The organism is Streptomyces sp. Root1310, assembly GCF_001426425.1.
GTDB lineage: Bacteria > Actinomycetota > Actinomycetes > Streptomycetales > Streptomycetaceae > Streptomyces.
Genome location: NZ_LMEQ01000001.1, coordinates 2,032,904 through 2,053,918, shown reverse-complemented (window position 1 = coordinate 2,053,918; position 21,015 = coordinate 2,032,904). Strand labels below are relative to the sequence as shown.

At 71.7% G+C, this 21,015-nt stretch carries 16 protein-coding genes and 2 pseudogenes; 10 read left to right on the top strand and 8 right to left on the bottom strand.

The genetic code is table 11. The annotated features are described in order from the left end of the window. The first annotated feature begins 340 nt into the window (after positions 1-340). From ASD48_RS08845 to ASD48_RS08830, 4 genes and pseudogenes are all read left to right on the top strand, one after another. Positions 341-1,303: a DUF3027 domain-containing protein gene (locus ASD48_RS08845; RefSeq protein WP_057600797.1), complete on the top strand. Its 963-nt coding sequence runs from the start codon at positions 341-343 to the stop codon at positions 1,301-1,303. Positions 1,304-2,266: 963 nt separating this feature from the next. Beyond that, positions 2,267-5,440, top strand: coding sequence for a hypothetical protein (locus ASD48_RS08840; protein WP_057601087.1), 3,174 nt, complete (start codon positions 2,267-2,269; stop codon positions 5,438-5,440). Positions 5,441-5,662: 222 nt separating this feature from the next. Continuing rightward, positions 5,663-6,592 carry a hypothetical protein gene (locus tag ASD48_RS08835; RefSeq protein WP_057600796.1) on the top strand — a complete coding sequence of 310 codons (930 nt, stop codon included), beginning with the start codon at positions 5,663-5,665 and terminating at the stop codon, positions 6,590-6,592. 151 nt (positions 6,593-6,743) lie between these two features. Then, positions 6,744-6,926 (top strand): annotated as a pseudogene (locus ASD48_RS08830) (hypothetical protein); the annotation flags it as partial. Between the two features lie 34 nt (positions 6,927-6,960). Here ASD48_RS08830 and ASD48_RS08825 read toward each other — a convergent pair. Together ASD48_RS08825 and ASD48_RS08820 are read right to left on the bottom strand one after the other, a co-directional pair. Continuing rightward, positions 6,961-9,327 carry an HAD-IC family P-type ATPase gene (locus tag ASD48_RS08825; RefSeq protein ID WP_057600794.1) on the bottom strand — a complete coding sequence of 789 codons (2,367 nt, stop codon included), beginning with the start codon at positions 9,325-9,327 and terminating at the stop codon, positions 6,961-6,963. Positions 9,328-9,458: 131 nt separating this feature from the next. Next, positions 9,459-9,740 carry a DUF2530 domain-containing protein gene (locus ASD48_RS08820; RefSeq protein ID WP_057600793.1) on the bottom strand — a complete coding sequence of 94 codons (282 nt, stop codon included), beginning with the start codon at positions 9,738-9,740 and terminating at the stop codon, positions 9,459-9,461. A 117-nt stretch (positions 9,741-9,857) separates the two neighbouring features. On the opposite strand from ASD48_RS08820, the gene ASD48_RS08815 reads away from it, so the two are divergent. Then, positions 9,858-11,309 (top strand): NCS2 family permease, encoded by a 1,452-nt coding sequence (locus tag ASD48_RS08815; protein WP_057600792.1) that lies wholly within the window; start codon positions 9,858-9,860, stop codon positions 11,307-11,309. Positions 11,310-11,354: 45 nt separating this feature from the next. Here ASD48_RS08815 and ASD48_RS08810 read toward each other — a convergent pair whose 3' ends face one another. Then, positions 11,355-11,537, bottom strand: coding sequence for a ribbon-helix-helix protein, CopG family (locus tag ASD48_RS08810; protein ID WP_057600791.1), 183 nt, complete (start codon positions 11,535-11,537; stop codon positions 11,355-11,357). 151 nt (positions 11,538-11,688) lie between these two features. Here ASD48_RS08810 and ASD48_RS08805 point away from each other — a divergent pair, with 151 nt between their 5' ends. Both ASD48_RS08805 and ASD48_RS08800 read left to right on the top strand, forming a co-directional pair. Then, positions 11,689-12,126 carry a MarR family transcriptional regulator gene (locus ASD48_RS08805; protein WP_057600790.1) on the top strand — a complete coding sequence of 146 codons (438 nt, stop codon included), beginning with the start codon at positions 11,689-11,691 and terminating at the stop codon, positions 12,124-12,126. A 30-nt stretch (positions 12,127-12,156) separates the two neighbouring features. Further along, a complete protein-coding gene (locus ASD48_RS08800) occupies positions 12,157-13,521 on the top strand; it encodes an MFS transporter (RefSeq protein ID WP_107104245.1) in 1,365 nt (454 codons plus the stop codon). Between the two features lie 60 nt (positions 13,522-13,581). Here ASD48_RS08800 and ASD48_RS08795 read toward each other — a convergent pair whose 3' ends face one another. Next, entirely contained in the window at positions 13,582-14,127 is a 546-nt protein-coding gene (locus ASD48_RS08795; protein ID WP_057600788.1) for a GNAT family N-acetyltransferase, read from the bottom strand. A gap of 51 nt (positions 14,128-14,178) precedes the next feature. On the opposite strand from ASD48_RS08795, the gene thpR reads away from it, so the two are divergent. Continuing rightward, positions 14,179-14,751 (top strand): RNA 2',3'-cyclic phosphodiesterase, encoded by a 573-nt coding sequence (gene thpR, locus ASD48_RS08790; protein WP_057600787.1) that lies wholly within the window; start codon positions 14,179-14,181, stop codon positions 14,749-14,751. A 128-nt stretch (positions 14,752-14,879) separates the two neighbouring features. Here thpR and ASD48_RS08785 read toward each other — a convergent pair whose 3' ends face one another. The 3 genes and pseudogenes from ASD48_RS08785 to ASD48_RS08780 form a co-directional block, all read right to left on the bottom strand. Continuing rightward, entirely contained in the window at positions 14,880-15,872 is a 993-nt protein-coding gene (locus tag ASD48_RS08785; protein WP_057600786.1) for an aldo/keto reductase, read from the bottom strand. A 60-nt stretch (positions 15,873-15,932) separates the two neighbouring features. After that, a pseudogene (locus tag ASD48_RS44130) lies at positions 15,933-16,064 on the bottom strand (Uma2 family endonuclease); the annotation flags it as partial. 50 nt (positions 16,065-16,114) lie between these two features. Beyond that, positions 16,115-16,789, bottom strand: a complete 675-nt coding sequence (locus ASD48_RS08780) for a GDSL-type esterase/lipase family protein (protein ID WP_057600785.1) — start codon at positions 16,787-16,789, stop codon at positions 16,115-16,117. A gap of 101 nt (positions 16,790-16,890) precedes the next feature. On the opposite strand from ASD48_RS08780, the gene ASD48_RS08775 reads away from it, so the two are divergent. Together ASD48_RS08775 and ASD48_RS08770 are read left to right on the top strand one after the other, a co-directional pair. After that, positions 16,891-17,907 (top strand): hypothetical protein, encoded by a 1,017-nt coding sequence (locus ASD48_RS08775; RefSeq protein ID WP_057601086.1) that lies wholly within the window; start codon positions 16,891-16,893, stop codon positions 17,905-17,907. Between the two features lie 172 nt (positions 17,908-18,079). After that, a complete protein-coding gene (locus ASD48_RS08770; RefSeq protein WP_057600784.1) occupies positions 18,080-19,606 on the top strand; it encodes a cellulase family glycosylhydrolase in 1,527 nt (508 codons plus the stop codon). A gap of 149 nt (positions 19,607-19,755) precedes the next feature. Here ASD48_RS08770 and serC read toward each other — a convergent pair whose 3' ends face one another. Then, on the bottom strand, positions 19,756-20,874 hold the full coding sequence (gene serC / locus ASD48_RS08765) for a phosphoserine transaminase (protein WP_057600783.1): 1,119 nt from the start codon (positions 20,872-20,874) through the stop codon (positions 19,756-19,758). Positions 20,875-21,015 lie beyond the last annotated feature (141 nt).

Below are 21,015 nucleotides of genomic sequence, written 5' to 3'. Positions count from 1 at the left end.
GTATGGGCGTGTGATCGTCGCCGTGCCGGGCCGGTCGGGAGAGGGTTCGGCGGTGGTTCGGCGGCTTCTGTGAGCGGGAAACGTCCCGTCGGTGTAGGCCGAGCGTCCGCGAGCAGGTAGCGTGCGTAGCGCGCCGTGGCGATTGTTCTCGGCCGCGCGCCTCCCGGCCATCCCGCAGAATGGATGACAGCAGGTGCGCCCGAGCGCGATCGGGCGCGGACGTCGACGCGGCACTCCCCCAGTGCTTGAAGAGCCTGGGAGGTAACCCCAGCCGCTCCGTCCGCACCCGCCGCCTTCAGGCCGGCGCACCGAGAGACGGCGTAGGAGAGAAGCGATACCTGTGAGCGCAGCGACCACGCGAAGCCGCACCCCCGACCGCCTGTGCGCCGAGGCCGTCGACCTCGCACGCGCCGCAGCCGAGGAGGCAGCCGCCCCCGGCGTGGTCGGCGAGCATGCGGGGCTTGTCTCCGAGGGCGACCGGGTGGTCACCCACTACTTCGAGTGCAAGGAACTGGGCTACCGCGGCTGGCGCTGGGCGGCGACGGTGGCACGGGCCTCGCGCGCCAAGGTCGTCACGCTCGACGAGGTGGTCCTGCTGCCCGGCCCGGACGCGGTCCTGGCCCCCGAATGGGTTCCGTGGAGCGACCGTCTGCGCCCCGGCGACATGGGCCCCGGCGATCTCCTCCCCACGGACGCGGAGGACCTGCGTCTGGAGCCCGGCTACACCGGTGAGGACGATCCGCGCCTCCAGCCGGGTTACTTCGACTCGGACGAGCCGACGCCGAACTCGCCCCTCTCCGAGGAGATGGCCGAGCTGGTGGAGGCGGAGGACGCGGAGGTCACGCCGGCCCCGCCCGCGGCCCTGCCGTCGGCTCCGCGCCGGGGCACCATCGCCGCGGTGGCCGAGGAACTGGGCCTGCGTCGTGCCCGGGTCCTGTCCCGCTACGGTCTGCACACCGCGGCCGACCGCTGGGAGGACGGCTTCGGCCCCAAGACGCCCATGGCCCAGGCAGCCCCCGCGTCCTGTGTGAGCTGCGGTTTCCTCACTCCGATCGGCGGCTCCCTCGGGCAGGCCTTCGGCGTCTGCGCCAACGAGTTCTCCCCGGCCGACGGCCGGGTGGTCTCCCTGGCGTACGGCTGCGGCGGCCACTCGGAGGCGGCGGTCATGCCGACGCCCCCGCGGCCCGCTCCGCCGGTGATCGACGAGACCCGGGTCGACCCGTTCCCCCTCCGCCCGGCGGCGGACTCGGGTTCGGTCCCGGAGAAAACGGACGAGGACACCGCGGAACTGGGCCACTCCTAGCCCTCCCACCCCACCATCCGGAGCCCTCCCGGCGCCTGCCGGAACCTGGTCTCGGCGTCGCCTCCCGGCGCCCGCCGGGTCCGTTCCTGATCCCTGCGGGGCCTCCCGGACCCTGCAGGGCCGCTGGCTCTGCGAGCCTCCCGGCCGGGTCGGTGCGCGGCTCTGCGGCGTCCCGGACGGATCCGTGCCCGGCTCTGCGGGGTCGTACCGGAACCCGCCGGGTCCGTGCCCGGCTCTGCGGGATCGGTTGCCGGCTGTGCAGGCCTGCCGGACCCTGGCCGGACCCCTCCCGGGGGGCCATCCCGGACCCTTGCCGGTTCCCGGCTCTGTGGGGTCTCCGGCCCACGTCGGGTCTGTGGCCGGTCTCTGCGGGGTTGTTCCGGCCCCTGCCGGACCCGTGCCCGGCTCCGCGGGTCTCCCCGCCTCCGCCGGGGTGCCCGGTCTCCGTCGGGTCCGTGCCGGGCCTCCGTCGGGCGGTCCCGGGCGGCTGTCCGGGGCGTGTCCGGTCCCTTCTGCTGTGCCTGGTTCCTTCCTCGGACATTCCGGTCCCCTCCGGGGCCGCCAGCCCCGGTCTCTCCTGGGGCCGATTCCGGCCGCTCACCGCTGAACGCCGTCCCTTTACGGGGGCGCGTCGCCGCCGACCTCCGCGCGTCGGCGTCGAGCTTGTCCTTCGACCCTCCCCGGACGGAAGCGGCCCCAGGGCCCCCGGCGCCCCCCTCGGGCCGTACGAGGATCGTCCCGGCGCCTCTCGTGGCCACCGGGATCACCCCGGCGCTCCCTCGGGGCACAGGGGTCGTCCAGGGGTCCCGGCCGGGACCGAACCCGGCCCTCAGGGGCGACGGCGTGCCTGCCCAGGGCTTCCCGGGGTCAGTTGTTGTGTGATTGTGATGTGGCCTTGCGGGACGGTCCGGCGGTGCTTCGGCTCGCGGTACCTTCGAGCCCACGCCGATGAGGAGAGTGAACGTGAGCAAGTTCGTGCGGCCGGCACCCGAGGGCGCGGACCCCTTCGGCACGGCCCGCCTGCGTCGCGGAGTGCTGGATGCCTGGGCCACCAGCCCCGCCCGGTTCCGGGAGGACGCCAACGCCGAGGAGGACCTCGTCCTCGGCGGGTACCGGGACCGGCTCGTCGTCGAGCTCGCTCAGAACGCCGCCGACGCCGCGGCCAGGGCCGACGTGCCCGGACGGCTGCGGCTCACCCTCCGGGACGGCGTCCTCGTCGCCGCCAACACCGGCGCACCCCTGGACGCCGCCGGTGTGGAGTCCCTCGCCACCCTCCGCGCCTCCGCCAAGCGTGAGGCCCGGCAGTCGGCCGTGGCCGTCGGGCGGTTCGGTGTCGGCTTCGCCGCCGTCCTCGCCGTCACCGACGAGCCCGCCGTCGTCGGACGGCACGGAGGTGTCCGCTGGGACCTGGCCGAGGCCCGCGCGCTCGCCTCCGAGACCGCCCGGCACAGCCCGGGGCTCGGCGACGAGATCCGGCGGCGGGACGGGCATGTGCCCCTGCTCCGGCTCCCCTTCGCCGCCCAGGGCACCGCCCCCGACCCGTACGACACGGCCGTCATCCTGCCCCTGCGGGACGCCGCCGCCGCCGACCTCGCCGAACGCCTCCTCACCGCCGTCGACGACGCCCTGCTGCTCGCCCTCCCGGGCCTGGAGGAGGTCGTGATCGAGATCGGCGACGAGGCGCCCCGCGTCCTGCGCCGGGACACCGACGCCGACGACGACGCCCTCACCGTCGTCGCGGACACCCGGGACGGGACCACCCGCTGGCGCGTCGCCGCCGCGCACGGCCCTCTCACGCCCGACCTCCTCGTCGACCGCCCGGTGGAGGAGCGGCTGCGCCCCCACTGGTCGGTCACCTGGGCCGTGCCGGTCGACGACGACGGTTCGCCCGCCCGGCCCCGCACCACCCCCGTCGTGCACGCCCCCACCCCCAGCGACGAGCCCCTCGGCGTCCCCGCCCTGCTCATCGCCTCCTTCCCGCTCGACACCACCCGCCGGCACGCCGCCCCGGGCCCGCTCACCGACCACCTGGTGCGGCGCGCGGCCGACGCGTACGCCGAACTCCTCGCCGACTGGCGGCCGGTGGGCGCCGGGATCATCGACCTCGTGCCCGGGCCGCTCGGCAAGGGGGAGCTCGACGGGGCGCTGCGCCAGGCGATCCTGGAGCGGCTGCCGCGGACCGCGTTCCTGCCGCCCGCCGTCCGGCCCGTCCCGGAGGACGGGGAAGGCGACGGGGCCGACGGGGTCGACGTGGTCGAGCTTCCGCAGGCGCTGCGCCCCCGGGACGCCGAGGTCGTCGAGGGCGCCGGCGCCGACACCGTGCGGGTGCTGGCCGAGGTGCTGCCCACCCTGCTGCCCGCCGGGCTGGAGCGGCGCGTCGAGCTGCGCACGCTCGGCGTCGCCCGGATGCCGCTGGCCGACGCGGTGGACCGGCTGGCCGGCCTGGAGAAGGACCCGGAGTGGTGGTACCGGCTCTACGACAGCCTGGCCGGTGTCGACCCGGAGCGGCTCTCCGGGCTGCCCGTGCCGCTTGCCGACGGGCGGACCACCATCGGTCCCCGGCAGGTGCTGCTGCCCACCGCGGACGCGGCCGGTCCCGACCCGGAGGTCCTCGCCCGTCTCGGCCTCAAGGTCGCCCACCAGGACGCCGCGCACCCCCTCCTGGAGAAGCTCGGCGCGCTGCCCGCGACGCCGCGTGCCGTGCTGACCACCCCGCAGGTGCGGGCCGCGGTCGCCGCGTCCCTGGACGACGACCGCGGCGCCTGGGACGAGCAGGACACCCCGGACGCCGAGGAACTCGCCGACACGGTGCTCGCGTTGGTCCGGGACGCGGGCCTGGAGCCCGGTGACGAACCGTGGCTCGGCGCCCTCGCACTGCCCGACGAGGAGGGGGAACTGGTCCCCGCCGGTGAACTGGTGCTGCCGGGCAGCCCGTTCGCCTCCGTCGTCCGGGAGGACGAACTCGCCTTCGTCGACGTCGAACTGGCGGACCGGTGGGGCGAGCAGCCCCTCGCCGCCTGTGGCGTCCTCGCGAACTTCGCGCTCGTCCGCGCCACCGATGTCGTCCTCGACCCGGACGAACTGGAGCCCCGCGAAGGGGACTTCGCCGAGCCCGACGACGCGGGCCTGCTGGACGCCGTCGACGTGTGGTGCGAGGACATCCTCGACCGGTTCCCCGACAGCCCGGTGCCGCCGGTCGCCACCGAGCTGGTCGCCGTCCGCGACCTCGACCTCGTGGACGAGGACCGCTGGCCGCAGGCGCTCGCGCTGCTCGCCCGGCCGCCGCTGCGGGACGCCCTCACCCAGCCCGTCCGGATCCTGCTGCCGGACGGCACCCACGAGGTCGTCCGGCCGTACACGGCTTGGTGGCTGCGCGGGAACCCGGTGCTCGACGGCCGCCGTCCGGCCGGTCTGCTGGCGGCCGGCGGGGATCCGCTGCTGCGCGGGCTGTACGAGGAGGCCGACGCCACCGGCTTCGACGACGAGCAGGTGCTGCGCGCCCTCGGCGTGCGGACCTCCGTGGCCGCGCTGGTCGAGGAACCCGGCGGCGCCGCCGAACTCCTCGACCGCCTCGCCGACCCGGAGCGCCTCGTCACCGCTGCCCAACTGCACGGGCTCTACGGCGCGTTGGCCGAGCTGGATCCCGAGCAGGTGACCCTCCCGGACGAGCTGCGGGCGGTCGTCGACGGGCGGGTGGAGGTCGTGGACGCGGCCGAGGCCGTCGTCGTCGACTCGCCCGATCTGCTGCCCTTCACGGAGGGTGTGCCGCTGCTTCCGGTACGGCCGTCCCTGGCCGCCGAACTCGCCGAGTTGTTCCAGGTGCGGCGGCTGAGCGAGTCCGTCACCGGGCAGGTCGACTCCGAGGGTGTCGAGCACGACGTACCGGAGTCGGTGCGGGTGCTGCTCGGGCCGCGCACGCCCGGCACGTACGTCGAGCACGAGGAACTCCTCGTCGACGGCGTGGAGATCGACTGGCGGCTGACCGACGACGGCGTCCTGCACGCCGCGACCGTGGAGGGCGTGGCCGCCGGACTCGCCTGGGCGGCGAGGCAGTGGCCGCGCCGCTTCGAGGTCGCCGCCCTGCTGGAGGACCCTTCACGGACCGCGGAGTTGGCCCGCGACCGCTGGTTCGACTGACGCGGGACCCGGCCGCGGGGGCGGGCGGCGACCGGCTGGGGGCGGGGCCGGGCGGATGTGAAGATTCCTTCCACGAATTTCACACCGTTCGTACAACCATCCGCCCCCAGCAGGCATCTGATCACATGAGTCAAGAGACTCCACGATCACTTTGGGCCCCGGATGCTACGACGAGCCGTGCGAACGGCCACCGTCCGGGCCCCTCTCCTCAGGGGGAACGCAATGCGCATACGAGCCACCGTGGCCGCCGTCACCGGCGCCCTGGCCCTGTCCGCCTTCGCCGTGCCGGCCGCGCAGGCCACCGGCAGCGACTCGCACAACCCCGTGGACACCCTGAAGGCCCTCCACGCGGCCACCTCCGGCAAGAGCGCCTTCACCGGTTCCACCGCCGCCGACACCGGCACCCCGTACGCGCTGGACGCCAAGTTCGGCAACGTCAAGATCAACAAGGGCTTCCCGATCGTCGCCGGCACCACCGGCAAGGTCACGGTCCCGGTCACCTTCACGGTCACGCACGGCGCGGGCGTCGACGTCACCGCGGGCGACACCGAGCTGGACCTGGTCATCTACCGCGGCGCCTACGAAGACCCGGCCAACATCCTCGTCGGCGACGACTGGCCGACCTGCACCAACACCTCGGCCACGGTCGCCTCCTGCAAGGGCACGATCGACATCCTCCCGGGCGAGGAGCTCTACAACGCCGACGCCACCACCTGGAAGGCGCTCGGCTACGTCATCGACTGGAACGACGTCGACCCGTACAGCGACGACGACATCGACTGGACCAAGGTCGGTTACGCCGAGGGCGACGCCCTGGCCACCACCAAGCTCCAGCGTTTCTCCAAGCTGACGGTCAACGCCGCGCCGGAGCCGGTGAAGAAGGGCAAGACCCTCACCGTCACGGGCAAGCTGTCCCGCGCCAACTGGGACACCGGCCTGTACGGCGGCGTCTCCACCCAGTCGGTGAAGCTGCAGTTCCGCAAGAAGGGCAGCAGCACCTACAGCACCGTCAAGACCATCAAGAGCAGCACCACCGGCGGCCTGAAGACGACGGTCACGGCCTCCGTGGACGGTTACTACCGCTTCGTCTTCGCGGGCAACCCGACGACCCCGGCGGTCAACGCCGCGGGTGACTTCGTCGACGTGAAGTAGGGCACCGAAGCGGAGCGCCCCAGGAGAAACGGCCGGCCCCGGGAAGTCCGGGGCCGGCCGTTCGCCGCTCATGCGCGGCTCTTACCTCCCGCCGCACAACCGGCTCCGTCCGTCATGGATCTCACCCGACGAGTCAACGGACTCCGAGATGCTCCAGTTCAAGAAGAAGGGCAGCACCACCTACACCACGGTCAAGACCGTGAAGACCAGCTCGACCGGCGCCCTGAAGACCACGGTCAAGGCGGCCGCCGACGGTTACTACCGCTACAGCTTCGCCGGCACCACGACGACCCCGGCGGTCAGCGCGGCGGGCGACTTCGTCGACGTCAAGTAGGCGGGCACGCGCGGCACATGAGGCACGCGCGCAGCTAGGCCGGGAAGCGGCGGTCGACCCATTTCCAGGAGAACTCCAGGGCGACCGCCGCCACCGCCGCGACCCCGACCGCGATCCACGGCATGGTCATGCCGATCAGCTTCAGCGCGAAGAAGTCCTGCAGCCACGGGACCACCAGGACCAGGACGAACGCCGCGCCCATCGAGGCCACCAGCAGCACCCGCCACCAGGTGTAGGGGCGGGCGATGATCGCCAGCACCCACATCGAGATCAGGAACAGCGTGAGGGTCGCGGCGCTGGTCTCGGCCTCCAAGGAGCCCGCGCCGGTGTAGTGGTGACGGGCGACCAGATAGGTGACGAAGGTCGCTGCTCCGGCCACCACCCCGCCCGGGATCGAGTACCGCATCACCCGTCGTACGAAGTGCGGCCGGGCCCGTTCCTTGTTGGGTGCGAGGGCGAGGAAGAAGGCCGGGATGCCGATGGTGAGGGTGGACAGCAGCGTCAGGTGCCGGGGCAGGAAGGGGTATTCGACCTGCCAGCAGACCACCAGCAGGGCCAGCAGCACCGAGTAGACGGTCTTCACCAGGAACAGGGTGGCCACGCGGGTGATGTTGCCGATGACCCGCCGGCCCTCCGCCACCACCGACGGCAGGGTCGCGAAGCTGTTGTTCAGCAGCACGATCTGCGCGACCGCCCGGGTGGCCTCGGATCCCGAGCCCATCGCGACGCCGATGTCGGCGTCCTTGAGCGCGAGGACGTCGTTGACGCCGTCCCCGGTCATCGCGACCGTGTGCCCGCGTGACTGGAGCGCGCCGACCATGTCCCGCTTCTGCTGCGGGGTGACCCGGCCGAACACCGTGCCCTCGTCCAGCGCCCGGCCCATGCCCTCCTGCTCGGCGGGCAGCCGGCGCGCGTCGACCGTACGCCCGTCCAGCCCGAGCTTGGCGGCCACCGCCCCCACCGACACCGCGTTGTCGCCGGAGATGACCTTGGCGTGGACGTCCTGCTCGGCGAAGTAGCGCAGGGTGTCGGCGGCGTCCGGCCGCAGCCGCTGTTCGAGTACGACGAGAGCGGCCGGCTTGGCGCCGCGTGCCGGTTCGGGGTCGTCGAGGTCGCGGGCGGCGCGGGCCAGCAGCAGCACCCGCAGGCCCTGCTCGTTGAGCCGCTCGGTCTCGGCGAGGGCGGGATCGCCGTCGGCCAGCAGCACGTCCGGCGCCCCGAGCAGCCAGGTGCCGTTCTCCCCGTTGCCCTCGCTGAAGCTGGCGCCGCTGTACTTGCGGGCGGAGGAGAAGGGCAGGGATTCGGTGCAGCGCCAGTCCTCGGCGTCCGGGTAGGCGTCGATGATCGCCTGGAGGGAGGCGTTGGGCCTCGGGTCGGACTCGCCGAGGGCCCCGAGGACCCGGCGGACGTACGACTCGTCGTAGCCGTCGAGCGTGCTGAGCCCGGTGACGTCCATGCCGCCCTCGGTGAGCGTGCCGGTCTTGTCCAGGCAGACGGTGTCGACGCGGGCGAGGCCCTCGATGGCCGGCAGCTCCTGCACCAGGCACTGTTTTCGGCCGAGTCGGATGACGCCGATCGCGAAGGCGACCGAGGTGAGCAGGACGAGTCCTTCGGGCACCATCGGGACGATGCCTCCGACGGTGCGGGCGATGGACTCCTTGAGGTCGTTGTTCTTGACGAAGAGCTGCGTGACGACCAGGCCGATCGCGGCCGGGACCATCATCCAGGTCACGTACTTGAGGATCGTGGAGATGCCGGAGCGCAGTTCGGAGTGGACGAGCGTGAAGCGGGAGGCCTCCTCGGCGAGCTGGGCGGCGTAGGCCTCCCGGCCGACCTTCGTGGCCTGGAAGGCGCCGCCGCCGGCCACCACGAAGCTGCCCGACATGACCTGGTCGCCCGGCCGCTTGACGACGGGGTCGGCCTCGCCGGTGAGCAGTGACTCGTCGATCTCCAGGCCGTCCGCCTCGACGCACACCCCGTCCACGGCGACCTTGTCCCCGGGGCCGATCTCGATGAGGTCGTCCAGGACGAGTGCGGCGGTGGGGACCTCGACGGCCGTGCCGTCGCGGCGGACGGTGGGCCGGGCCTCGCCGACGACCGCGAGGGAGTCCAGGGTCTGCTTCGCCCGCCATTCCTGGATGATGCCGATGCCGGTGTTGGCGAGGATCACGAAGCCGAACAGGCCGTCCTGGATGGGGGCGACGAACAGCATGACCACCCACAGGACGCCGATGATCGCGTTGAACCGGGTGAAGACGTTCGCCCGGACGATCTCGCCGACGGAGCGGCTGCTGCGGACGGGTACGTCGTTCACCTGGCCACGCGCGACCCGCTCCGCGACCTCGGCGGCGGTGAGGCCGGTCGCCGTCGGCACGGAGGCGGGGGCGTCGGTGTGGGCCATGGGATCGACGGTACGTGCGGATGTGGGGGTTCACCCCCCGAGGACGCCGAAGATCCGACTTCGGGAGGACGGGCGTGGTGCCGTCCGGTACCTCGGTAGTAGCGGCCCGGGACCGGTCTGGGGGACAGCCCCTAGTCGGTGACCGGGTCCGCGGGCCCGGCCGGCCCGCCGGCCGCGTCCCGCTTGATCGCCGCGTCCCGTCTGCGGACGTACCAGATGCCGATGAGGCCGAGTCCGGCGCCGGCGAGGCAGGTCCAGATCCACCACAGATGGCCGTGGTCGTCGTACCAGCCGTAGAAGGGGAGCTGGAGGAGGAAGAGGGCGAACCAGAGGATCGTGCCGCCGGTGACGGTGGCGACCACGGGGCCTTCCAGGGGCTCCGGCGCCTCGTGTTCAGGGATCCACTTCTTCATGGTGCTCAGCTTACGAGGCGGACGGGTCTACGCGCGGAGATGGCCGATCCGAACGTTATATGTTCATACTGAAACGGTTTGGTACTGACCACTTCTCTTCGTAGGAAACGCCAAAAGATGCCCACGTCGGCCCCCGCCAAGGTCCCCGCCCCTGAACAGCCGGGAGCCACGCCCCTCTTCGGCGCCCTCGACCGCTACTTCAGGATCACCGAACGGGGCAGCAGCCTGCCCCGCGAGATCCGGGGCGGTTTCGCCACCTTCTTCGCGATGGCGTACATCATCGTGCTGAACCCGATCATCCTCGGCAGCGCGAAGGACATGTACGGGCACCAGCTCGACAACGGTCAGCTGGTCACCGCCACCTGTGTCACCGCCGCCTTCACCACGCTCCTCATGGGCGTCATCGGCAACGTGCCCATCGCCCTCGCCGCCGGACTCGGCGTGAACTCGGTGGTCGCGCTCCAGCTCGCCCCCCGGATGTCCTGGGCGGACGCCATGGGCATGGTCGTGCTCGCGGGCTTCGTGGTCATGCTCCTGGTCGCCACCGGTCTGCGTGAGCGCGTCATGAACGCGGTGCCGTTCGGCCTGCGCAAGGCGATCAGCATCGGTATCGGCCTGTTCATCATGCTGATCGGGCTCGTCGACTCCGGCTTCGTCAGCCGCATCCCGGACGCCGCCCACACCACCGTCCCGCTCCAGCTCGGCGCCGACGGTCACCTGAACGGCTGGCCGGTCCTCGTCTTCATCCTGGGCGCCCTGCTCACGCTGGCCCTGATCACCCGCAAGGTGCCCGGCGCGATCCTCATCTCGATCGTCGCGATGACCGTCCTGGCGCTGATCATCAACGCGGTCGCGACGATCCCGTCCTGGGGCCTCACCACCCCCGAGTGGCCCGGCAACCCCGTCGCCACCCCCGACTTCGGGCTCATCGGCGAGTTCAGCCTGTTCGGCGGCTTCGGCAAGGTCGGCGTCCTGACCGGCATCCTCTTCGTCTTCACGGTCCTGCTGTCGTGCTTCTTCGACGCCATGGGCACGATCATGGGCGTCAGCGACGAGGCCAAGCTGACCAACGCCAAGGGCGAGATGCCCGGCATCAACAAGGTCCTCTTCGTCGACGGCCTCGCGGTCGCCGCGGGCGGCGCCAGCTCCTCCTCCGCCACCACCGCCTTCGTGGAGTCCACGGCCGGAGTCGGCGAGGGCGCCCGCACCGGCCTCGCGAACATCGTCACCGGCGGCCTCTTCACCGTCGCGCTGTTCCTCACGCCGGTCGCCACGATGGTCCCGTCCCAGGCCGCCACCCCGGCCCTGCTGGCGGTGGGATTCCTGATCCTGGCCGGTTCGGTCAAGGAGATCGACTGGGCCGACCTCACCATCGCCATCCCGGCCTTCATCACCATGGTGATGATGCCGTTCACCTACTCGATCACCAACGGCATCGGCATGGGCTTCATCACCTTCGTGCTGCTGCGCCTGGCGGCCGGGCGCGGCCGCGAGGTCCCGGTGCCCATGTACGTGGTCTCCGCCGTCTTCGCCTTCTACTACCTGATGCCGGCCCTCGGCCTCACCTGATGCCGGCCCCCGGGCTCACCTGGTCCCCGCTCGTGCGGCGGCGGTTCAGGTGAGCCCGTAGAACTTCTCCGTCTCCTCGACGGCGGTCTGGAACCGCTCGTCGAAGTCATCACGAATGAGCGTCTGGACGACATAGTCCTGGACGCTCATTCCCCTTTTCGCGGCATGCTGCCGGAGCCGTTCGAGCAGCTCCCCGTCTATCCGCAGGCTGAGCACACTGGTCCCCATGAGACGAGGGTCGCGGGCACGTACCGCAGTCCGGTCACTTTCGCTGCCTCCTCACTCGTTCGAGTGATGACGAGGTTTCCGTGGCCGGGCTCACGGGGAATCCCGGCACCCCCCAGCTTGTTTAGCCAGAGTAATGAGTTACCCTAAAGAGATGCCTGACCTCACCCATGGCGACAACGCTGCCGCCGTGAACTCCCTGCGTTCAGCCGTGATGCGGCTGTCCCGTCGGCTCAAGCACCAGCGGGTCGACGAGTCGCTGAGCCCGACCGAGATGTCGGTGCTCGGCACCCTCTCCCTCTGCGGCAGTGCCACCCCGGGCGAGCTCGCCCGCAAGGAGCACGTGCAGCCGCCCTCGATGACCCGCATCGTGGCGCTGCTGGAGGCCAAGGGTCTGGTCCGGCTGGAGCCGCACCCCGAGGACCGGCGCCAGAAGGTCGTCACCAAGACCGAGCAGGCCGAGGCCATGCTCGAGGAGAGCCGCGCCAAGCGGAACGCCTTCCTGGCCACCCTGGTCGACGGCCTCGACGAGGACGAGTGGGCGAAACTGCGCGCCGCCGCCCCCGTGCTGGAGAAACTCGCACACCTGTAGACAGCCGTCAGCCACGAGGAGGCGACCCTTTTGAGTTCGGGATCCGGAGCAGACTCCGCCCCCGCACCGACCACCCACGAGACCCTTGCCGGGAAGCCCGCCACGGGCGCCCGCAAGTCGTCGATGTTCAGCTCTCTGAAGGTCAGGAACTACCGCCTGTTCTTCATGGGCCAGGTCGTGTCCAACATCGGCACCTGGATGCAGCGCATCGCCCAGGACTGGCTGGTCCTCAGCCTCACCGGCTCCGCGACCGCCGTCGGCGTCACGACGGCCCTGCAGTTCCTGCCCATGCTGCTCTTCGGCCTCTACGGCGGCGTGCTCGTCGACCGGCTGCCCAAGCGCCGGACGCTGCTGTTCACCCAGTCCGCGATGGCCCTCACCGGCATCGCGCTCGCCGTCCTCACCCTCTCCGGCCACGTCCAGGTCTGGCACGTCTACGTAGCCGCCTTCGCCGTGGGCCTCGCGACGGTCCTGGACAACCCCGCCCGCCAGACCTTCGTCTCCGAGATGGTCGGCCCCGACCAGCTCCAGAACGCGGTCAGCCTCAACTCCGCGAACTTCCAGTCCGCCCGGCTGGTCGGCCCCGCCGTGGCCGGCGTGATGATCACCGGCGTCGGGACCGGCTGGGCGTTCCTCTTCAACGGGCTGTCCTTCGTCGCCCCCCTCGCCGGCCTGCTGCTGATGCGCTCGCGCGACCTGCACGCCGTCGAGCGCGCCCCGCGCGGCAAGGGCCAGCTGCGCGAGGGGCTCCAGTACGTCGCCGGGCGCCCCGAGCTGATCTGGACGATCGTCCTGGTCGGGTTCGTCAGCACCTTCGGCTTCAACTTCCCCGTGTACCTCTCGGCCTTCGCCGACGACGTCTTCCACGCCGGCGCGGGCTCCTACAGCCTCTTCAACACGCTGATGGCGGTGGGCTCCCTGGCGGGAGCCCTGCTCGCGGCCCGCCGCGGCACCGCCCGGATGCGGGTGCTGGTCGCCGGGGCGGTGGCCTTCGGCACGATGGAGATCGTGGCCTCCATGGCTCCCTCGCTGTGGCTGTTCGCCCTGCTCATGGCCCCGATCGGCATGTTCGGCATGACGGTCAACGTCACCGCCAACAGCAGCGTCCAGATGAGCACCGACCCGGCCATGCGCGGCCGGGTGATGGCCCTCTACATGATGGTGTTCATGGGCGGTGCCCCGATCGGCGCGCCGATCGCCGGCTGGATCACCGACGCGTACGGCGTCCGGGCGGGCCTGGCGGCGGGCGGCGCCGTGTCGGCCGCCGCGGCCGTCGTCATCGGCCTGGTCCTGGCCCGGATGGGCAACCTGCGCCTGGCGGTGGGCTGGAACCACGGCCACCCGAGCGTGCGGTTCGTGCCCCGGGAGACCCGGGAACTCGCCGCGGTGGCCTGACGGCGTACGACGTCACCCGTCACCCGTCACCCACATCCGGCCACCCGTCATCGTCACCCGTCACCCGGAGGATGCGGCGGGGGGCCGAACACTCCGGGCCAGCACCTGGCCCGGCCACGCGTGTGCGCCGACGGTGTAGGCCTCGGTCGAGGTGAAGCCGTTGGCCTCGTAGTACGCGACGAGCTTGCGGTCGTCCCCCGCGTAGCAGTCCACCCGCAGCAGGCCGACGCCCGCCCGCCGGGTCTCCTCGGCGGCGTGCGCGAGCAGGGCGCTGCCCACCCCGTGGCCCTTGAAGCGGCGGTCGGAGGCGAGCCAGTGGATGTACCGCTCGGGCTCCCCGGGCGGCGGGAGGTGCGCCAGATACGCGCCGGGCGAGTCGGTCAGGGTGAGGGTGGCGGCCGGCACGCCGTCGGCCTCGGCCACGAACACCCAGCCCTCGTCCATGTACCGGACGACCGACTCCAGCGTCTTCGGGCTCCGGGACAGCGGCTCCGTCCCCCACTGGCCGGGCCGCCCCTGCGCGACCAGCCACTCCACGCTGCTGTCGAGCATGCCGAGTATCACGGGGACGTCGTCGGGCCCGCCGTCTCTGATGGTGATCCGCATGACGCCCATCATGCCGGGCGGACGGCCCCGCCGACCGGGAAAATCGGGGGCATGAGACTCTTCGCCGCCGTGCTGCCCCCGGACGACATCGCCGACGAACTCGCCGCCGAGGTCGCCCGGTTGCGCACGCTGCCCGGTGCGGACGGGCTGCGCTGGACGGGCCGCCCCGGCTGGCACTTCACCCTCGCCTTCTACGGCGAGGTCGACGACGACCTCGTACCGGAGCTGTCGGCACGGCTGGGGCGGGCAGCGCACCGCGGCACCCCCTTCGCGCTGGCCGTGCGGGGCGGGGGACAGTTCGGCCACGGGCGGGCGCTGTGGGCCGGGGCCGCCGGGGATGTTCCGGCGCTGCGCCTGCTGGCCGACCGGGCGGAGGCGGCGGCCCGCAAGGCGGGCGTGGAGATGGGGGAGCACCGCCGCTACAAGGCCCACCTCACGCTGGCCCGCAGCCGCGAGGCGGTCGACGTGCAGGCGTACGTCGAGGCACTGGACGCCTTCGAGGGCCGCACCTGGACGGTGGGGGAACTGGTGCTGGTGCGCAGCAGCCTGCCGAAGTCCGGCGTTCCCGGGGAGCAGCCCCGGTACGAGCCGGTCGGGCGCTGGGCGCTCGGCGGGGCCGGTTAGGCTCCACCCGTGGACCCGAAGACCAGGAACCGGATCATGGCCGGTGCGCTCGTGTTGTTGTTCGTCGTGGTGGCCCTGGCGGCCGCGCTCGGTAGATAGGCCGAGCGGGGCCGCCGAGGCGCACCCCGCTACCAGGCGAAGGCCTCCGGGGAAGGGCCCGGGCCGGGGAAGATCTCGTCCAGGCCGGACAGCAGTTCCTCGCTCAGCTCCAGTTCGACCGCGCGCAGGGCGGAGTCGAGCTGCTCGGCGGTGCGCGGACCGACGATCGGGCCGGTCACGCCGGGCCGGGTGAGCAGCCAGGCCAGGCCGGCCTCCCCGGGCTCCACGCCGTGCTTGTCGAGCAGGTCCTCGTAGGCCTGGATCTGCGCGCGTGCTGTGGGATCGGCGAGGGTGTCGGCGGCCCGTCCGGAGGCGCGGCGCCCGCCCTCCGCCTGCTTCTTGATGACCCCGCCGAGCAGACCGCCGTGCAGCGGCGACCAGGGGATGACTCCGAGGCCGTACTCCTGCGCGGCCGGGATGACCTCCATCTCGGCGCGCCGCTCGGCCAGGTTGTACAGGCACTGCTCGCTGACCAGCCCGATGGTGCCGCCGCGGCGGGCCGCGGTCTCGTTGGCCTGGGCGATCTTGTAGCCGGGGAAGTTGGACGACCCCGCGTAGAGGATCTTGCCCTGCTGGACCAGTACGTCGACGGCCTGCCAGATCTCCTCGAAGGGAGTGCTGCGGTCGATGTGGTGGAACTGGTAGAGGTCGATGTGGTCGGTGCCGAGCCGCTTGAGGCTGGCGTCGACGGCCCGCCGGATGTTCAGCGCGGACAGCTTGTCGTGGTTCGGCCAGGCGTCGCCGTCGGCGGCCATGTTGCCGTACACCTTGGTGGCGAGGACGACCTGGTCACGGCGCCCGCCGCCCTTCGCGAACCAGCTGCCGATGATCTCCTCGGTACGGCCCTTGTTCTCACCCCAGCCGTACACGTTCGCGGTGTCGAAGACGTTGATGCCCGCGCCGAGCGCCGCGTCCATGATCGCGTGGCTGTCTGTCTCGTCGGTCTGCGGGCCGAAGTTCATGGTGCCGAGGACGAGGCGGCTGACCTTGAGTCCGGTACGTCCGAGCTGCGTGTACTTCATGGGACTCAAGCCAACGACTTGGAGTGCGCTCCAGGCAAGGGGGACCGGCCGGGGAACAGGTCAGTCGCGGGGGAACTCGTCGGTCTTGAGGGTGAGGCCGAGGGGGGTGGTGGTCAGGTCGATGTCCGTACCGAACGTGACAGACAGTTCACTGACGTACTCGCCGCCCTTGGGTTGGGTGTAGAGGTGGCACCAGGGCACGGCGCGGAGCGCATATGCCAGAACCGGGTGAGGCGCGTCCCTCAGCCCGCGTACTCCCCGCCCAGCCCCCACCCCTGGTGCATCGCCTCCGCGAAGGCCGACGCCAGCCGGTGTTCGCCGTTCGCGTTCGGGTGGGTGCCGTCGTAGGTGTCGGTGCCGATGTCCCAGGACTCCGGGACCGAGGCCAGGAGGAGGGGGGAGCCCGGCTCGTCCAGGTCGGCGGCCGTCTTCGCCAGGAGCTCGTTGAAGCGGGCGACCTGGGCGGCGAAGGGCGCGTCGTCCGCGGCGCGGATGTTGGGGATGACCGGCAGCCACACCATGGCGATCCGCGGGTTCGCCGCGCGGGCCTCTGCGGCGAAGACGCGGGCGTTCTCCGCGGTCTGCTCGGCGTTCGTGTAGAAGCCCAGGTCGATCAGGCCGAGCGAGACCAGCAGGACGTCCGCCCCCGTCTCGCGGACCGCGTCGCCGATCAGCGGAGCCATGTGCAGCCAGCCCTCGCCCCAGCCCGCCAGATGACCGCGCGGGAAGTCGGGGTCGGCGTAGGCGTGCGAGGCGGCGGAGTCCGTCGTCTTGTCGTAGAGCGTCTCGCGGGGGCCGGTCAGCGTGAACGGGCCGCCGTACGTGGCGCACAGGTGCCGCCACATGCGGTAACGCCAGGTGTGCTCGCCCGAGCTGCCGATCGTCATCGAGTCGCCTACGGGCATGAACCTGAGCATCCGCTCATGATGAGGGATCGGCAAAGGATCACCCCCTCCGGGGGCGTGTGAGACCGGCCACGAATCCGTGAACGGCGGGGCGGGATGGCAGGCTTGTGGGCATGCGCCGATCTTTCGCCGTCCGGGCCGGAGCCCTTCTCGCCGGGGTCCTCCTCTCGGGTGCCTTCACCGTGCTCACCGCGTCCACCGCGCCCTCCGCGTACGCGGCCGACGGCGACAGGGGATTCACCATCGAGGATCCGCGTATCACCGAGTCCAGCGGTCTCGCCGCCTCGCGTCGGCACCCGGGCGTCTACTGGACCCACAACGACAGCGACGACGGCCCCTATCTCTACGCCGTGGACAGCGCGACCGGGAAGACCGTCGCCCGGCTCACCCTGACCGGCGTTGGCACGCCCCGCGACGTCGAGGCGATCTCCATCGGGCCGGGCAACGAGATCTGGGTCGGCGACATCGGCGACAACCTCGGCGGCACCTGGCAGTACGTGTGGATCTACCGGCTGCCCGAGCCGGAGAAGCTCGTCGACCAGACCGTCAAGGCCACCCAGTACGTCGTGAAGTACTCCGACGGCGCCCGCGACGCCGAGTCGCTCCTCGTGCACCCCAAGACCGGGCGGGTCTACATCATCGACAAGAAGGAGGACGGCGGGCACCTCTACGAGGGGCCGGCGAACCTCTCCGCCTCCGGGGCGAACATCTTCAAGCCCGTCGCCGCCGTCGACCTCTGGGCCACCGACGCCGCCTTCTCGCCGGACGGCGCCCAGCTCGCCGTCCGCGGCTACTTCGGCGGTATCTCCTACGCCTGGAACGGCGGGAAGATCAAGCGCGAGGGGCGGCTCGACGTGCCGCTCCAGCGGCAGGGGGAGTCCGTCAGCTACTCCGCCGACGGCACCAGGCTCCTGTACGGGAGCGAGGGCGCCGGTAGCTCCGTGGTGGCGGAGGACGCGCCCGAGGGCTCTGCTGCGGGTGCCAAGTCGCCGTCCGGGAGCGGGAGTTCGAGCGCCTCGGAGGAGGGCGACGGGCCCTCGGCCACCGGCAGCGTGAAGTTCGGCGCGCTGGCGGTCGCCGCGGTGTGCGTCGCCTTCTTCGGCCTCCGACGGCTGCTGCGCCGCAACTGAGCGCTTTCGGCTGCTGCCGCTGCCGCTGCCGCTGCCGCTGCCGTCGCCGTCGTCGCCGCCCTTGCCGCGCTTCTTGACGTGGTCATGGTGTGTCAGTTTCCTGGGGGGTGCGCGGTGTATGGGAGCGCTCCCATGTGTTTCGGGCCCGCGCCTCCCGAGAGGAAGCAGCGAATTGTTCCGCAGCTTGCGAAGAGTGCTGTGCGGCCTGGCCGCCGCGCTACTGATACCGCTGGGAGCCGGAGCGCAGACGGCCCGCGCGACGGACGCCGCCGTCGCGGCCGAGGCCGGAGCCGGCTACTGGCACACCAGCGGCCGGCAGATCCTGGACGCCGCCGGACAGCCGGTCCGGATCGCCGGGATCAACTGGTTCGGCTTCGAGACCGGCAACTACGTCGTCCACGGACTCTGGTCCCGTGACTACAAGAGCATGATCGACCAGATGAGGACGCTGGGCTACAACACGATCCGCATCCCCTACAGCGACGACATCTTCAAGAGCACGACCGTCCCCAACAGCATCGACTTCAGCGGCGGCAAGAACGCCGACCTCCAGGGCCTGAACTCGCTCCAGATCCTGGACAGGATCGTCTCGTACGCCGGTCAGGACGGTCTGAAGGTCATCCTCGACCGGCACCGGCCGGACGGGGGCGGGCAGTCCGCGCTCTGGTACACGGCCGCGGTCCCCGAGTCGACGTGGATCACCAACCTCAAGGCCCTCGCGGCCCGCTACCAGGGCCAGGACACCGTCGTCGGCATCGACCTGCACAACGAACCCCACGATCCCGCCTGCTGGGGCTGCGGGGACACCGCGACCGACTGGCGGCTGGCCGCGCAGCGGGCGGGCAACGCCGTCCTCTCCGTCAACCCCGCGCTCCTGATCTTCGTCGAGGGGGTGCAGACCTTCAACGGTGTCTCCGGCTGGTGGGGCGGCAACCTCATGGGCGTCGGCCAGTACCCGGTACAGCTCGACGTGGCGAACCGGGTCGTGTACTCGGCCCACGACTACGCGACGAGCGTCGCCCAGCAGAGCTGGTTCGGCGACCCGGCCTTCCCCGCGAACATGCCGGGGATCTGGGACAAGTACTGGGGCTACATCTTCAAGCAGAACATCGCGCCCGTGTGGGTGGGCGAGTTCGGCACCACGCTCCAGTCGACGGTGGACCAGAAGTGGCTTGCGGCCCTGGTGAGTTACCTCCGGCCGACGTCGACGTACGGCGCCGACTCCTTCCACTGGACCTTCTGGTCCTGGAACCCCAACTCCGGTGACACGGGCGGCATCCTCAAGGACGACTGGCAGAGCGTCGACACCGTGAAGGACGGCTACCTGGCGAGCGTCAAGGCGCCCGGCTTCCCGGGGACCGGCGGCGGTGGCGGCGGAGGGGGCGGTGGTGGCGGTACGGCCTCCTGCGCCGCCGCCTACACCGTCAGCAGCGACTGGGGCGGCGGCTTCAACGCCGAGGTGAAGGTCACCAACACCGGGACCACGGCGATCGGTTCCTGGAAGGTGACCTGGACCTGGAGCGGCGCGCAGCAGATCACCAGCATGTGGAACGCCTCGTACACCCAGAGCGGGGCCGACGTGACCGCGGTGAACGCCTCGCACAACGGGGCGGTCCCGGCGGGCGGTTCGGCGAGCTTCGGGTTCGGGGGTACGCCCGGGGGCGGGGGTGTGCCGAGCCTGAGCTGCACGGCGGCGTGAGCCGCACGCCGATGTGAGCCGCACGGCGGTGTGAGATGCCCTGTGGAGTGAGCCGCCCGGCGGTGTGAGACGCGACGAAGGGCGCCCGGTGTGCACCGGGCGCCCTTCGTCCTCATACCTGAGGAGTACTCACGCGAGCACCGAAGCGGTCAGAGCTTCTCGATCACGTAGTCGATGCTCTTGGTGAGCGCCTCGACGTCGGCCGGGTCGACCGCCGGGAACATCGCGACCCGCAGCTGGTTGCGGCCGAGCTTGCGGTAGGGCTCGGTGTCGACGATGCCGTTGGCGCGCAGCACCTTGGCGACGGCGGCCGCGTCCACGTCGTCGGAGAAGTCGATCGTGCCGATGACCTGGGAGCGCTTCGCCGGGTCGGTGACGAACGGGTTGGCGTACTTCACGTCCTCGGCCCAGCCGTACAGCGTGCGCGCGGAGGTGGCGGTGCGGCGCACCGACCAGTCCAGGCCGCCCTGGCCGTTGATCCACTCCAGCTGCTGGTTCAGCAGGAAGAGGGTGGAGAGCGCCGGGGTGTTGTACGTCTGGTTCTTGCGGGAGTTGTCGATCGCCGTCGGCAGGCTGAAGAACTCGGGGATGTGCCGGCCGGACGCGTGGATCCGCTCGGCGCGCTCGATCGCGGCCGGGGAGAACACGCCGATCCACAGGCCGCCGTCGGAGGCGAAGGACTTCTGCGGGGCGAAGTAGTAGACGTCCGTCTCGGCGATGTCGACCGGGAGGCCGCCGGCGCCGGACGTGGCGTCCACCAGGACGAGGGATCCCTCGTCGGCGCCCGGCACGCGCTTGACCGGGGCGGCGACACCGGTGGAGGTCTCGTTGTGGGTGAAGGCGTAGACGTCGACACCCGCCTCGGCCGCGGGCTCGGGGTGCGTCCCGGGGTCGGCGGAGACCACGGTCGGCTCGGCCAGCCACGGGGCCAGCTTGGCGGCCTTCGCGAACTTGGACGAGAACTCGCCGAACGTGAGGTGCTGCGACTTGTTCTCGATCAGGCCGTGGGTCGCGATGTCCCAGAACGCGGTGGAGCCGCCGTTGCCGAGGACGACCTCGTAGCCCTCGGGCAGGGAGAACAGCTCGGAGATGCCCTCGCGTACCTGGCCGACCAGGTTCTTGACCGGGGCCTGGCGGTGGGAGGTGCCGAGGAGGGACGTGCCGGTGGCGGCCAGGGCGTCCAGCGCCTCCACCCGCACCTTGGAGGGGCCCGCGCCGAATCGACCGTCGGCGGGCTTGATGTCAGCAGGAATCCGGATCTCAGCCACGGAAGCGAGGTTAGCCGGTGGGGGAAACCTGGGTGAAACCTGGTCCGTCGGGTGAGACGGGTGCGTGTCGTGGCGCCTGGGGCCGTACCCGGGCGCCTGTGGCCGTGTCCGGGGGCGCCTGGGGCCGTACCCGGGGCGCCG

Coding starts and splice junctions, on each gene's coding strand:
- ASD48_RS08835 (WP_057600796.1), top strand. CDS start 5,663: ATGCGCATACGAGCCACCGTGGCCGCCGTCACCGGCGCCCTGGCCCTG.
- ASD48_RS08825 (WP_057600794.1), bottom strand. CDS start 9,327: ATGGCCCACACCGACGCCCCCGCCTCCGTGCCGACGGCGACCGGCCTC.
- ASD48_RS08820 (WP_057600793.1), bottom strand. CDS start 9,740: ATGAAGAAGTGGATCCCTGAACACGAGGCGCCGGAGCCCCTGGAAGGC.
- ASD48_RS08815 (WP_057600792.1), top strand. CDS start 9,858: ATGCCCACGTCGGCCCCCGCCAAGGTCCCCGCCCCTGAACAGCCGGGA.
- ASD48_RS08810 (WP_057600791.1), bottom strand. CDS start 11,537: ATGGGGACCAGTGTGCTCAGCCTGCGGATAGACGGGGAGCTGCTCGAA.
- ASD48_RS08805 (WP_057600790.1), top strand. CDS start 11,689: ATGCCTGACCTCACCCATGGCGACAACGCTGCCGCCGTGAACTCCCTG.
- ASD48_RS08795 (WP_057600788.1), bottom strand. CDS start 14,127: ATGCGGATCACCATCAGAGACGGCGGGCCCGACGACGTCCCCGTGATA.
- thpR (WP_057600787.1), top strand. CDS start 14,179: ATGAGACTCTTCGCCGCCGTGCTGCCCCCGGACGACATCGCCGACGAA.
- ASD48_RS08785 (WP_057600786.1), bottom strand. CDS start 15,872: ATGAAGTACACGCAGCTCGGACGTACCGGACTCAAGGTCAGCCGCCTC.
- ASD48_RS08780 (WP_057600785.1), bottom strand. CDS start 16,789: ATGCTCAGGTTCATGCCCGTAGGCGACTCGATGACGATCGGCAGCTCG.
- ASD48_RS08775 (WP_057601086.1), top strand. CDS start 16,891: ATGCGCCGATCTTTCGCCGTCCGGGCCGGAGCCCTTCTCGCCGGGGTC.